At 74.0% G+C, this 12,861-nt stretch carries 12 protein-coding genes; 1 reads left to right on the top strand and 11 read right to left on the bottom strand.

What is annotated here, in order from left to right; all coding sequences use genetic code 11:
* Positions 1 to 45: 45 nt before the first annotated feature.
* The 5 genes from JQT67_RS11240 to hisS all read right to left on the bottom strand — a co-directional run bounded on the left by JQT67_RS11240 (position 46) and on the right by hisS (position 5,059).
* Positions 46 to 1,380, bottom strand: a complete 1,335-nt coding sequence (locus JQT67_RS11240) for an NAD(P)/FAD-dependent oxidoreductase (protein WP_021009995.1) — start codon at positions 1,378 to 1,380, stop codon at positions 46 to 48.
* A 65-nt stretch (positions 1,381 to 1,445) separates the two neighbouring features.
* A complete protein-coding gene (locus JQT67_RS11235) occupies positions 1,446 to 1,922 on the bottom strand; it encodes a DUF501 domain-containing protein (protein ID WP_208064879.1) in 477 nt (158 codons plus the stop codon).
* A 47-nt stretch (positions 1,923 to 1,969) separates the two neighbouring features.
* Entirely contained in the window at positions 1,970 to 2,425 is a 456-nt protein-coding gene (locus JQT67_RS11230; protein ID WP_208064730.1) for a septum formation initiator family protein, read from the bottom strand.
* A 61-nt stretch (positions 2,426 to 2,486) separates the two neighbouring features.
* Complete coding sequence (gene eno / locus JQT67_RS11225; RefSeq protein ID WP_208064729.1) at positions 2,487 to 3,767, bottom strand: phosphopyruvate hydratase; 1,281 nt, start codon at positions 3,765 to 3,767, stop codon at positions 2,487 to 2,489.
* A 50-nt stretch (positions 3,768 to 3,817) separates the two neighbouring features.
* Positions 3,818 to 5,059, bottom strand: coding sequence for a histidine--tRNA ligase (hisS, locus tag JQT67_RS11220; RefSeq protein WP_208064728.1), 1,242 nt, complete (start codon positions 5,057 to 5,059; stop codon positions 3,818 to 3,820).
* Between the two features lie 71 nt (positions 5,060 to 5,130).
* Here hisS and JQT67_RS11215 point away from each other — a divergent pair, with 71 nt between their 5' ends.
* Positions 5,131 to 5,823, top strand: coding sequence for a Pr6Pr family membrane protein (locus tag JQT67_RS11215; protein ID WP_208064727.1), 693 nt, complete (start codon positions 5,131 to 5,133; stop codon positions 5,821 to 5,823).
* 117 nt (positions 5,824 to 5,940) lie between these two features.
* On the opposite strand, the gene JQT67_RS11210 is transcribed toward JQT67_RS11215, so the two are convergent.
* From JQT67_RS11210 to pth, 6 genes are all read right to left on the bottom strand, one after another.
* Complete coding sequence (locus tag JQT67_RS11210) at positions 5,941 to 6,645, bottom strand: YcnI family protein (RefSeq protein WP_208064726.1); 705 nt, start codon at positions 6,643 to 6,645, stop codon at positions 5,941 to 5,943.
* Between the two features lie 149 nt (positions 6,646 to 6,794).
* Positions 6,795 to 7,424 carry a hypothetical protein gene (locus tag JQT67_RS11205; protein WP_208064725.1) on the bottom strand — a complete coding sequence of 210 codons (630 nt, stop codon included), beginning with the start codon at positions 7,422 to 7,424 and terminating at the stop codon, positions 6,795 to 6,797.
* Between the two features lie 7 nt (positions 7,425 to 7,431).
* Positions 7,432 to 8,100 (bottom strand): MazG family protein, encoded by a 669-nt coding sequence (locus JQT67_RS11200; protein WP_307864314.1) that lies wholly within the window; start codon positions 8,098 to 8,100, stop codon positions 7,432 to 7,434.
* Positions 8,097 to 11,657, bottom strand: a complete 3,561-nt coding sequence (gene mfd / locus JQT67_RS11195; RefSeq protein ID WP_374222134.1) for a transcription-repair coupling factor — start codon at positions 11,655 to 11,657, stop codon at positions 8,097 to 8,099. Before mfd ends, JQT67_RS11200 begins: the two co-directional genes overlap by 4 nt.
* A gap of 10 nt (positions 11,658 to 11,667) precedes the next feature.
* A complete protein-coding gene (locus JQT67_RS11190; protein ID WP_208064724.1) occupies positions 11,668 to 12,141 on the bottom strand; it encodes a hypothetical protein in 474 nt (157 codons plus the stop codon).
* A gap of 127 nt (positions 12,142 to 12,268) precedes the next feature.
* Positions 12,269 to 12,850 (bottom strand): aminoacyl-tRNA hydrolase, encoded by a 582-nt coding sequence (pth, locus tag JQT67_RS11185; protein WP_021009985.1) that lies wholly within the window; start codon positions 12,848 to 12,850, stop codon positions 12,269 to 12,271.
* Positions 12,851 to 12,861: the final 11 nt, after the last annotated feature.

The raw sequence follows: 12,861 nt of genomic DNA, 5'->3' as shown, positions 1-12,861 counted from the left end.
GCCGCGCCCCGTGGGGCGCGGCGCTGAGGAAGGTTCAGTCGATCGTCAGGCGTCGACCTTGGGCTTCGGCCGGGAGGCGAAGGTCTCGAAGGCCTCGCGCGGCTGCTCGCGCTGCGAGATCTCGGCGATGTCGCGACCGAGGAAGAAGCCGCCGATCCAGTCGCCGAAGACGCGCAGCTTGCGCTCCCACATCGGCATCGCGAGGCCGTGGTAGCCGCGGTGCGCGAGCCACGCGAGCGGGCCCTTGATCGCGATCTTGCCCTTCTGGAACACGCCGTTCCAGAGGCCGAGGCCCGCGACGGCGCCCTGGTTGTCGTGGATGTACTCGCGCGGAGCGTCGCCGCGGATGACCGCGGCGATGTTCTTCGCGAGCAGCTTCGCCTGGCGGACCGCGTGCTGCGCGTTGGGCACGCAGAAGCCGCCGGGCCCGGGGGTCTTGGAGATGTCGGGCACCGCCGAGACGTCGCCGGCCGTCCACGCATCCGGCACCACGACGCCGTCGCGCGCGACCTGCAGCGTCGGGAGCGCCGTGATGCGGCCGCGGTCGTCGAGCGGCAGGTCGGTCGTGCGCACGACGGGGTTCGCCATGACGCCGGCCGTCCAGATGATCAGGTCGGAGCCGAAGCGCTCGCCGGTCGACAGCTCGACGACGCCCTCGAGCGCGCTCTGCAGCTGCGTCTCGAGGTGCACGTCGACGCCGCGCTTGCGCAGGTCGTCGACGACCCAGAGCGCGGTCTGCTCGGAGACCTCGGGCATGATCCGGCCCATCGCCTCGACGAGGTGGAACTTCACGTCGTCGAACGCGATCTCGGGGAAGCGCGAGAGGAGGTGGGTGGCGAGGTCGCGCAGCTCGGCGATCGTCTCGATGCCGGCGAAGCCGCCGCCGACGACGACGGTCGTGAGCAGCCGGTCGCGCTCGGGGCCGGCGGGCAGCTGCGCGGCCTTCGCGAAGTTCGAGATCAGGCGGTCGCGCACCGCGACGGCCTCCTCGATCGTCTTCATGCCGATCGCCTCGTCGGCGACGCCCGGGATGGGGAAGGTGCGGGAGACCGAGCCGGCCGTCATGACGAGCACGTCGTACTCGATCGTCGAGGCCTCGCCGACCTCGGGCTGGATCGTGGCGACCTTGCTCGCGTGGTCGACGCCCGTGACCTTCGCCTGCACGACCCGCGTGCGGCTGAGGTGGCGGCGCAGCGGCACGATCGCGTGGCGGGGCTCGATCGAGCCCGCGGCGACCTCCGGCAGGAACGGCAGGTATTGCATGTACGGCAGCGGGTCGACGATCGTGATCTCAGCCTCGGACTCGCCCAGCAGTCGCTCGAGCCCCCGAGCGGTGTACAGGCCGGCGTAGCCGCCTCCGACGATCAGGATCTTGTTCACGGACACACACTTCTTCCCGGTATCAGATGAGGGGTCACGACATTCTAACGCCCCCTAGGAATCCGCTATTCCTCTGCGGAGCCTCGAGCGTCCGGCGCGCACGCGCACACCGCGGGCGACCAGTCGGCGAGCTCGAGCGTGAGGTCGCCGATCGGGTTGACGCCGGGCCCGGCGGCGAGCGAGTGCGCGAGCACGGCGTGCAGGCACTTGACGCGGGTCGGCATCCCGCCCGCGCTCACGCCCGCGATCTCGTCGACGGCTCCGTGCGCCTCGCGGTCGGCGAGGTAGGCGCGATGCGCGGCGGCGTAGCCCTCGGCGATCGCCGGCTCGGCGAGGCGCTCCTGCAGCTGCGCCATCGTGCCGTCGGCCTCGAGCCGCGACGCGGCGGCGGTCGCCGCGGGGTGGGTGAGGTAGTAGAAGGTCGGGAAGGGCGAGCCGTCGGGCAGGCGCGGGCTCGTCACGACGACCGTCGGCGCGCCGCACGCGCAGCGGGCGCCGATGCCGAGCACGCCGCGCATCGAGCGGCCGAGCTGCGCCGCCATGATCTCGAGGTCGCGCTCGCTCGCGGGGTCGATGGCGGGCCGGCCGGTCACTGCGGCTCGCCGATCTCGGCGGGCTCGCCGAAGCTCGACGGGCCGGCGGTCGTGAGGCCCGCGATGAGGAAGGACGAGGCCGCGGCGGCCGCCCAGTCACCCTCGGGCTCCTCGAGGGTCGCGGACGGCACGTCGGCGGTCGCGGTCTCGAGCGTCGTGCGGTCGTCGAGCACGACGAAGCTCGTCTCGCCAGGGTAGACGAAGAACAGCCGGTCCCGCGCTTGCGCCTCGATGTAGGCCGGGTCGTCCCAGCGCGCCTGCTGCTCCTGCAGCGACTCGACGTTCGCCTGCTGCGCGGCCACCTGCTCCTCGAGCGCGGCGATGTCGCGGCGCTGCTCGATCAGCAGGCCGACCGAGGGCGCGAGCACGACGAAGCCCGCGACCACGAGCCCGACGACCACGAGCAGCAGCCACGAGACGCGCAGCTGCGGGGCGGGACGAGCGGAGGGCACCCGCCGAGGATATCGGTGGGTGCCCTCCGCTGCGGTCAGGCCCGCGGCCGGTCGAGCGGCGTCAGCCCTCGTAGCGCGGGTAGGCGCCGGCGCCGGCGTACTCCGCCGCCTCGCCGAGCTCCTCCTCGATGCGCAGCAGCTGGTTGTACTTCGCGACGCGCTCGCTGCGGGCGGGCGCGCCGGTCTTGATCTGGCCGGCGTTGACGGCGACCGCGATGTCGGCGATCGTCGTGTCCTCGGTCTCGCCCGAGCGGTGCGACAGCACCGAGCCGTAGCCGGCCTGCGTCGCGATGCGGATCGCGTCGAGCGTCTCGGAGAGCGTGCCGATCTGGTTGACCTTCACGAGCAGCGCGTTGGCGGCACCGCGCTCGATGCCGTCGATGAGGCGCTCCGGGTTCGTGACGAAGAGGTCGTCGCCGACGAGCTGCACCCGGTCGTCGAGGCGCTCGGTGATGGCGGTCCAGCCCTCCCAGTCCTCCTCGTTCATCGGGTCCTCGATCGTGACGAGCGGGTAGGCGTCGACGAGCTCGGCGAAGTAGTCGGCCATGTCGGCCGACGAGCGGTCCTGGCCCTCGAAGCGGTAGACGCCGTTCTCGAAGAACTCGGAGGCGGCGACGTCGAGCCCGAGCGCGATGTCGGTGCCCGGGGTGAAGCCGGCCTTCTCGATCGCCTGCACGAGCAGGTCGAGCGCCGTGCGGTTGCTCGGCAGGTCGGGCGCGAAGCCGCCCTCGTCGCCGAGGCCGGTCGAGAGGCCCTGCTCCTTGAGGATGCCCTTGAGCACGTGGTACGTCTCGGTGCCCCAGCGCAGCCCCTCGCGGAACGTCTCGGCGCCGATCGGCAGGATCATGAACTCCTGGATGTCGACGCCCGTATCGGCGTGCGCGCCGCCGTTGATGACGTTCATCATCGGCACCGGCAGCAGGAAGGCGTTCGGTCCGCCGAGGTAGCGGAACAGCGGCAGGCCGGCCGAGTCGGCGGCGGCCTTCGCGACCGCGAGCGAGACGCCGAGGATCGCGTTCGCGCCGAGGTTCTTCTTGTTGCCCGAGCCGTCGAGCTCGATGAGCGTCGTGTCGATGATGCGCTGGTCGTCCGCCGAGAGGCCCTCGATCGCGTCGGCGATCTCCTCGTTCACGGCGTCGACCGCCTGCTCGACGCCCTTGCCCGCGTAGCGGCCCGCGTCGCCGTCGCGCAGCTCGTAGGCCTCGAACGCGCCGGTGGATGCGCCGCTCGGCACGGCGGCGCGGCCGACGGTGCCGTCCGAGAGCAGCACCTCGACCTCGACGGTCGGGTTGCCGCGGGAGTCGAGGATCTCGCGAGCCTGCAGGGTGTCGATGAGTGCCACGGGTGCTCCTTGGTGTCGGTGTCGGCGCGTCGGGTCGGCCGTCCCCGAGCCTACTCAGCCGAGGGGTCTGCGGGACCGATGGGCTTGATCTCGAGGGTCGCCGCCGAGTCGCCCGGCCGCACGAAGGCGAAGCGGTCGGCACCGGATGCGGCGAGCTGCGTCAGCAAGCCCGTCACGTTCTTGGGGCGCCGCTGCATGCGCACCGTCTCCCCCGCCGCGACGAGGTCGCGCTTGATCGCGATCGCGGCGGCCGGCTCGACCTGCTTGTCGACGAGCAGCGCGAGCGCGTCGCGGCCCGCCCCGCCGGGCAGCTCGACGAGGTCGACGAGCCGCTCGAAGCCGAGCGAGATGCCGACGGCCGGCATCGACTGGCCGAGGAAGCGGCCGATCATGCCGTCGTAGCGGCCGCCGCCGCCGATCGAGAAGGGCAGCTCGGGGTGCGCGACCTCGAAGATCGGCCCGGTGTAGTAGCCCATGCCGCGCACGAGCGTCGGGTCGAACTCCAGGCGGATGCCCACGCTCGCGTCGAGCAGGGAGCGCACGTCGTCGAGCACGGCGGCGTCGAAGCCCTCCGGCAGGTCGCCGCCACGGATCGCCTCGAGCGTCGCCATGAGCCGCTCGCCGTCGATGCCGCGCTCGGCGAGCTCGGCGACGACGCCGTCGCTGCCGATCTTGTCGAGCTTGTCGACCGTGATGAGCGCGCCCTCGCGGAGCGCCTCCTCGACGCCCGCGTGCTCGAGCGCGGCGGCGAGGATGCGCCGGTCGTTGATGCGCACGAACGCGTCGGGGATGCCCAGCCGGGTGAGCGCATCCGCCGTCGCCGAGAGCAGCTCGAGCTCGGCCGTGACGCCCGGCTCGCCGGCGATGTCGATGTCGCACTGCATGAACTGGCGGTACCGGCCGCGCTGGGGCCGCTCGGCGCGCCACACGGGCGCGATCTGGATCGCGCGGAAGACGGGCGGGAGCGCCGCGCGGTTCGTCGCGATGAAGCGCGCGAGCGGCACGGTGAGGTCGAAGCGCAGGCCGAGGTCGGCGAGCTCGAGCGGCGCGCTCGCACCGCGGAGGTCCTCGACGCCGAGGCCGCGGCGCATGACGGCGAAGGCGAGCTTCTCGTTGTCGCCGCCGAGGCCCGCGTGGAGCCGTTCGGCGTCCTCGACGACGGGCGTCTCGATCTCCTCGAAGCCGTGGTCCTCGTAGGCGTCCCGGATGACGCGCAGCACGCGCTCGCGGCGGCGCTTCTCGACGGGCAGGAAGTCGCGCATGCCGCGCGGCGGGTGCACCTGGGTTGCCATGGCGACCATTCTCCCGCACCCCGGGCGCGCCCTTCGCCCGCCCGGGCATCCGTCGATGGCACGATGACCGCGTGCGACGACCCCGGCCCCTCACCGATCGCGCCGTGCCCGTCGTGGCGTGGCGCATCCTCATCCTGCTCACGGCGGTGTTCGCCGAGGCGTGGAACATCAAGAACATGCTGCAGTCGGGCGAGCCGCCCACCGAGCACTTCGCCTACTTCACGGTGCAGTCGAACCTCTTCGTCATCGCGCTCATGGTGTGGATGCTGCTCGTGCCGGAGTGGCGCAGGCCGCGGTGGTTCGACCACGTGCGCGGCGCGATCACGGCGTACATCGTGCTCACCGGGCTCGTCTACGCGGTGCTGCTCGCGGAGCCCGACGAGGTGTGGGCGTGGTCGATCGAGTTCACGAACGCGGCGCAGCACCGCTTCATCCCGTGGATGGTGGGGCTCGACTGGCTGCTCGTGCCGACCGCGCGGCGGATCTCGCTCGCCGCGGCGGCGTGGTGGATGGCCTACCCCGTGGGGTACCTCGTCGCCGCGTGGCTGCGCGGCGGGCTCGTCGACGGCTGGTTCCCCTACCCGTTCCTCGACCCGGCCGTGCACGGCGGTTGGGCCGGGCTCGTGTGGCCGACGGGGCAGGTGCTCATCGCGTTCGTGATCGGGATCTTCGTCGTCGCGGGCGTCGGACGGCTGCGGCATCGCGAGTCGTCTCGCGCCGCCGCCGCGGCCGACCCGCCCGGCCCCGCGTCCACCGCTCCGTAGCAGATCTCCCCCGCAGAGCTCCGGCACTCTGCGCGACGGGGCCCGCGAGAGCGCAGAGTTCCGGCACTCTGCGAGACGGGGCCCGCGAGAGCGCAGAGTGCCGGGACTCTGCTCGGGTCAGGCGCGGCGGCGGACGGCGGCGAAGGCCGCGAGCGCCGCGGCCGCGAGCGCGACCACGAGCGCAGCGATCGCGATCGGCATCGCGGCTGCCCCGTCATCCCCGGCGGTCGCTGCGGAGGCGTCGCCCTGGGCGCCCTCGTCGCCCGCGGCGGCGTCGTGGCCCGCGTCCGCACCGTGACCGTGCGCATCCGCCGCACCGATCGTCACGATCGGCGCGGGGGTGTCGGAGGCCTGGTCGGCATCGGTCCACGCCGACTCGCCCACCTCGCACACCTGCCGCGTCGGGAACGCGAGCGCCGTGCCGTCGGGGGCGTCGTCAGGCAGCGTCGCGCTCAGCTCGAGCGTGTCGCGCACGCCGTCGGGCAGCGGCTCGTCAGCCGTGAAGACGACGGTGCGGGTGCCGTCGGCGGTGTCGATCGCGACGTCCCAGCCGGGGTTCGCGATGAGGCCGACCGCCGCGATCTCGGCCGGCACCTCGATCTCGACCGCGGTCGTGGGCGAGCCGTCGCAGCCGTGGCCGATCGCGAACGCGATGTCGGCGCGCGCGCCCGGCTCGGTGCTCGTCGGCTCGGCGTGCACGTGGGCGCTCGCCGCGACGGGTGCGGCGAGCACGAGGGCGGCCGCAGCGGCGGCGCCCGCGAGCGCAGGCAGGGGACGGAAGGGCCGGATGCGTCGGCGGGCTCGATCGGTGGACGTGGTCATGGGTGCTCCTTGCTGCGCGCTCGGGGCGCGCTCGACTGCGAGCGACCGCGGTCGCGGTCGCCGGGGCCGCGCGCCGTGGGGCGCGCGGCGGGATCGCGCGCCAGGGCGCGCGGCGGGGTGGCGCGCTAGGGGCGCGCGGCGGGCTCGCGTCAGGCGATCGCGAGCGGTGGCCCGCGCCGCTCGAGCGAGCAGCGCAGCACGTCGAGCGCGCGACGGCTCGCGCGGCGCTCGGCAGCGACGGATGCGGTGCCCGCCGGGCGCGGGCCCGGCCACGCGAGCACCGCGAGGGCGACGCGGAGCGAGACGGCCTCGAGCAGGGCGTCGACGAGCCGCGGCACGAGCCGCAGCAGGCCGAGCGCGAGCGCGCCCGCGACGAGGTGCGCGAGCGGCATCGCGGCGTGCTCGTGCAGCACCGCGCCCGCGAGGCTCGCGCCCGAGTGCGCACCGTGCGCGTGAGCGGCGTGCCCGTCCGCGGCCGCGGCGAGCCGCGCGCTCGACTCGGGCAGCGCGTAGAGCGCGTGCTGCAGCAGCTGCGCGGCGGTGACCGCGAGCGCCTGGCGGGGCAGCGTCGCCGTCAGGCCGCGACCGCCGAGCACGGGCGCGAGCACGACGAGCGTGAGCACCGCGGCCGCCCCGAGCAGCAGCGCGTCAGGGGGTGAGCCGCCGCCGATCGCGTGGGCGCTGCCCGTGAGCGCGGTCGTGACGACCGTGACGACGAGCGCGGCCAGGATCGCGCGACGGCGCCGGTCGAGGCGCTCGTCTCGCGGGGCGGGAGTCACCCCTCCATCATCGCGCAGCGGCGCCGTCCGGGCCGCTCGCTGCGGCCTCGGCGTCGCGCAGCCGCTGCTCGAGCTCGCGCGTCGCGGTGCGCAGCGCCCGCTCGGCGTCGAGTCCGCGCTCGGCCGCGCCGCGCGCGAGCGCGAGGAGCGCCCGGCCGAGCTCGTCCTCGGTCTCGGGCCCCGACGCATCCGTCGCCGTCTCCTCGGGCAGCGCGAGCCCGGCTCTGCCCGCGCGACGGATGACCTTCTCGGCGCGCGCGAGCGCCGGCAGGCTCGCGGGGATGCCGTCGAGGGCGCTGTCGCGCTCGGGCTTCTCGGCGCGCTTGATCGCGTCCCAGTTGGCGACGACGTCGCCCACGCCGTCGACGGCGACGTCCGCGAAGACGTGCGGGTGGCGGCGGCGCAGCTTCTCGGTGAGCGCCCGCGCGACGCCCTCGAGGTCGAATCGGCCCTCGGCGCGCGCGATGTCGGCGTGGAACACGACCTGCAGCAGCACGTCGCCGAGCTCCTCGCGGAGGTGCTCGTCATCGCCGGCCTCGATCGCCTCGACGAGCTCGTGCGCCTCCTCGATGACGTAGGGCGCGAGCGACGCGTGCGTCTGCTCCCCGTCCCACGGGCAGCCGCCCGGGCCCCGCAGCCGCGCCATGACGGCGACGAGCTCGTCGAGCGCGATCACTCGGACCGCTCCCCGTCGCGTGCCGCGGCGTCGGCCGGCTCCTTCGGCGGCGGGAAGATCGCTGTCAGCAGCCCGTCGACCCACGCGATGAGCTCGGCGTCGGGCAGCGGCTCGGCCTGCGTGCCCGCGAGCCGGCCGCCGCCGGCGGTCGGGATCGGCACGACGAGCGAGGCCGCCTGCGCGTTGAGCTTCGCGCCCGGGTACATGCGCCGCAGCCGCAGCTGCGTCGACTCGGCGAGGTCGGCGGGCGAGACGCGCAGGTTGGGGCCGACGGTGATGACCTCCGAGAGCTTCGCGCGCTGCGCCTTGCGCCGCAGCCGCGCGATCGCGATGAGCGACGTCACCTGCGCGGGCGGCTCGCCGTAGCGGTCGCGCAGCTCGTCGAGCACCTGGTCGATCGCACCGTCGTCGCGCGCCGAGGCCGCGGCGGAGATCTTCTGGTACGCCTCGAGCCGCAGCCGCTCCGAGTCGACGTAGTCCTCGGGGATCACGGCGTCGACGGGCAGCTCGAGCCGCAGCTCGCGCGGCCCCTCGTCCTCCTCGCCGCGGAAGACCGCGACCGCCTCCCCCACCATCCGCAGGTAGAGGTCGAAGCCGACGCCCGCGATGTGCCCCGACTGCTCGCCGCCGAGCAGGTTGCCCGCGCCGCGGATCTCGAGGTCCTTCATCGCGACCTGCATGCCCGCGCCGAGCTCGTTGTGCACCGCGATCGTCTCGAGCCGATCGTGCGCCGTCTCGGAGAGCGGCTTGTCGGCGTCGTAGAGGAAGTAGGCGTAGGCGCGCTCGCGGCCGCGGCCCACGCGCCCGCGCAGCTGGTGCAGCTGGCTGAGGCCGTAGCGCTCGGCGCGGTCGACGATGAGCGTGTTGGCGTTCGGGATGTCGAGGCCCGTCTCGACGATCGTGGTCGAGACGAGCACGTCGTACTCCTTCTCCCAGAAGTCGACGATGACGCGCTCGAGCTGCGACTCGGCCATCTTGCCGTGCGCGACGCCGATGCGCGCCTCGGGCACGAGCTCGGCGAGCTGCGCCGCGACGCGGTTGATCGACGAGACGCGGTTGTGCACGAAGAAGACCTGGCCCTCGCGCAGCAGCTCGCGGCGGATCGCCGCGGCGACCTGCTGCTCGTTGTAGGCGCCGACGAACGTGAGCACGGGGTGGCGCGCCTCGGGCGGGGTCGCGAGCGTCGACATCTCGCGGATGCCGGTGACGGCCATCTCGAGCGTGCGCGGGATGGGCGTCGCCGACATCGCGAGCACGTCGACGTTGGCCTTGAGCGCCTTGAGCTTCTCCTTGTGCTCGACGCCGAAGCGCTGCTCCTCGTCGATGATGACGAGTCCGAGCTCCTTGAAGCTGACGGACTCCCCCAGGATGCGGTGGGTGCCGATGACGACGTCGACGGTGCCGTCGGCGATCCCCGCCATCGTCTCGCGCACCTCCTTGTCGGTCTGGAAGCGGCTGAGCGCGCGCACCTGCACGGGGAAGCCGGCGAAGCGGGCCGCGAAGGTCTCGAAGTGCTGCCGCACGAGCAGCGTCGTCGGCACGAGCACCGCGACCTGCGTGCCGTCCTGCACGGCCTTGAAGGCGGCCCGCACGGCGACCTCGGTCTTGCCGTAGCCGACGTCGCCCGAGAGCAGCCGGTCCATCGGCACCGGCCGCTCCATGTCGCGCTTGACCTCCTCGATCGTCGTGAGCTGATCGGGGGTCTCGGCATAGGGGAAGGCGTCCTCGAGCTCGCGCTGCCACGGCGAGTCGGGGCCGAACGCGCGGCCCTTCGACGCCATGCGCTTCGAGTAGAGCTGCACGAGCTCGACCGCCATGTCGCGCACCGCTCGGCGCGCCTTCGACTTCGCCTGCTGCCAGTCGCTGCCACCCATCTTCGACAGCTGCGGCGCCTCGCCGCCGACGTAGCGGTTGAGCTGGTCGAGCTGGTCGGTCGGCACCGACAGCCGGTCGCCCGGCTGGCCGCGCTTCGAGGGCGCGTACTCGATCACGAGGTACTCGCGCGTCGTCTTCACGGGGTTCCGCCCGCCGCTCGAGACCGTGCGCTGGGTGAGCTCGACGAAGCGCCCGACGCCGTGCGTCTCGTGCACGACGTAGTCGCCCGCCTTGAGCTGCAGCGGGTCGACGACCGAGCGCCGGCGGCCGGCGAGCTTGTGCGGCTGGCGGCTGTCGACGCCGACGGCGCGGCCGAAGAACTCGGCCTCGCTCACGAGCTCGACGCGCTCCTCGGGCAGCGAGAAGCCGTGCTCGATCGCGGCGCGCGTGACGTGCACGATGCCCGGCTCGAGCTCGGCGGGCAGCGCCTCGACCTCGCGCGCGGCGACGCCGTGCTCGCCGAGCACCTGCACCGCGCGCTCGACCATGCCGTGGCCCGCCGCGGTGACGACGACGCGCCAGCCCTCGCGCGAGCGCTCCCGGAGGTGCTCGACGGCGCCGTCGGCACGCCCGGCGAAGCTCGGCACGGCGTGCGCGTCGATCGCGTCGACCGACTCGTCGGCCTGCAGGGTCGAGAGCGTCCACCACGGGCCGTCGACCGCGTCGTGCAGCTCGTCGAGGCTCAGGAAGCCGCTGCTGAGGTCGACCGGGGCGTCGCCGCCGGCGGTCGCCGCGCTCCACGCGGCCTGCAGGAACTCCTGGTTGGTCTCGTTGAGGCTCGCGACGCGATCCCGGATGCGCTCGGGCCCGAGCACGACGACGCCCGCGTCGGGCAGGTAGTGGGTGACGGGCACGAGCCGGGGCAGGAGCGCGGGCGCGAGCGACTCCATGCCCTCGACGGGGATGCCCTCGGCGATCTTCTCGAGCATCTGCTGGATGCCGGGGAACTCGGGCGCGAGCTCGCGCGCCCGCGCGCGCACCGCATCCGTCAGCAGCAGCTCGCGGCTCGGCGGCAGCACGACGCGCTCGAGCGGCGTCGGGTCGCTGCGCTGGTCGGCGACGTGGAACCAGCGCATCTGCTCGACCTCGTCGCCGAAGAGCTCGATGCGCACCGGGTGGTCGGCGGCGGGGCTGAAGACGTCGACGATGCCGCCGCGCACCGCGAACTCGCCGCGGCGGGTGACCATGTCGACGCGCAGGTAGGCGAGGTCGACGAGCCGGCGCGAGAGCTCGGCGAGGTCGACGCCGCGCGCACCCGCCACGAGCTCGACCGGCTCGATGTCGAGCAGGTTGTCGGCGACCGGCTGCAGCGCGGCGCGCACGGACGCGATGACGACCGTCGGCGTCGCGGGGTCGCGCTCGGCGACCGCCCGGAGCGCCGCGCCGCGCTGGCCGACCGTCTCGGCCGAGGGGCTCAAGCGCTCGTGCGGCAGCGTCTCCCATGCCGGGAGCGTCAGCACCTGCGCGCTCGGCAGCCAGGCCTCGAGGTCGTCGCGCACCGCGTCGGCCTCGCGGCGGGTCGCTGTGATGACGAGCAGCGGGCGGGAGGAGGCGATCGCGAGCGAGGCGACGACCGGCGCGCGCATCGGCTCGATGCCGCTGAGCGCGCCGCCGCGCCGAGCCTCGACGACCGGGGCGAGCGCGCCGCGCTCGAGCAGCTCGAGGAGGGGCTCGAGGCTCACTGGCCCGCTGTCACTGGCTCATGACGACGGTGCCCGCGCCGTCGAGGACCTGCAGGGAGTAGCCGCCCTCCGCCTGCGCGGGCGGCATGACGCCGACGAAGACGGGCGGCGCGTCGTCGGGCACGTTCTCGCCGCGCGTGAGCTCGATCTCCTGGCCGTACCAGGTCATGACGGCGCGCTCCGCGCCCGCGGGGGCGATGACGAGCACGCCCTTCGCCGCGTCCGGACCCGCGACGCACAGCAGCGGCCCCGCGCCGAGGCACGAGGCGAGGAAGCGGCCGTCGGGGTCCTCGAGGATGAGGTCGGTGAGTCCCGACTCGGGCGAGCGGTCCCACCACAGCAGCGAGCCCTCGGGGCTGCGGGCGGAGAGCGTGTAGCCGTGCGGGCCCTGCACCTGCTCCTCGTCGCCGCCGCCGCTCGAGCAGCCGGCGAGCGCGACGGTCGCCGCGACGACGATGGTCGCGAGCATGGCGGTTCGGCGCACTGGCGGGATTCCTTCCGATCGGCATCCCATGCTAGCGGCGGTGCCTGCGGGGTCGGGACGGATGACCGAGGCCCGAGACGGGCCTCGGCGCTGGCGTCGCGGCGAAGGCCCGAAAGGGCCTTCGCTCTCAGCTCCCGCGAGCGTGAATGCGCTGCTGCGCCGCGAGGAAGCCCTCGGCGATGATGCGCTCGACCGCGTCGGCGCCGAGCTGGACGAGCAGCTCGGCCTCGGCCTGCTCGGCCTTCGCGAAGGGCTTGAGCACGAAGTCGGCCGGATCCTGGCGCCCGGGCGGCCGGCCGATGCCGAGCCGCACGCGCAGCACGTCGCCGCCGCGCGCGGCGATGATGTCGCGCATGCCGTTGTGGCCGCCGTGGCCGCCGCCCTGCTTGAGCCGGATCTCGCCGAGCGGGAGGTCGAGCTCGTCGTGCAGCACGATGACGTGCTCGGGCTCGATGCCGTACCAGTCCATGAGCTGCGCGACGGGGCCGCCCGAGCGGTTCATGAAGGTCGTCGGGAAGGCCGTGACGACCTTCGGCCCGCCCACGATGCGCGACTCGGCGACGAGCGCGGCGGCGCGGCCGTGCCGCTTGGGCGTCGCGCCCGCTCGCCGCTCGACCTCGGCGAGCGCCATCTGGCCGATGTTGTGGCGCGTGCGCGCGTAGTCGGGCCCGGGGTTCCCGAGCCCGACCACGAGCCACGACTGCGCCATCGAGCGCGGAG

The organism is Agrococcus sp. TF02-05, assembly GCF_017565345.1.
GTDB classification, from domain to species: Bacteria; Actinomycetota; Actinomycetes; order Actinomycetales; family Microbacteriaceae; genus Agrococcus; species Agrococcus pavilionensis.
The sequence above is the reverse complement of the archived record's forward strand: the minus strand, read 5'-3'. Positions and strand labels throughout refer to the sequence as shown.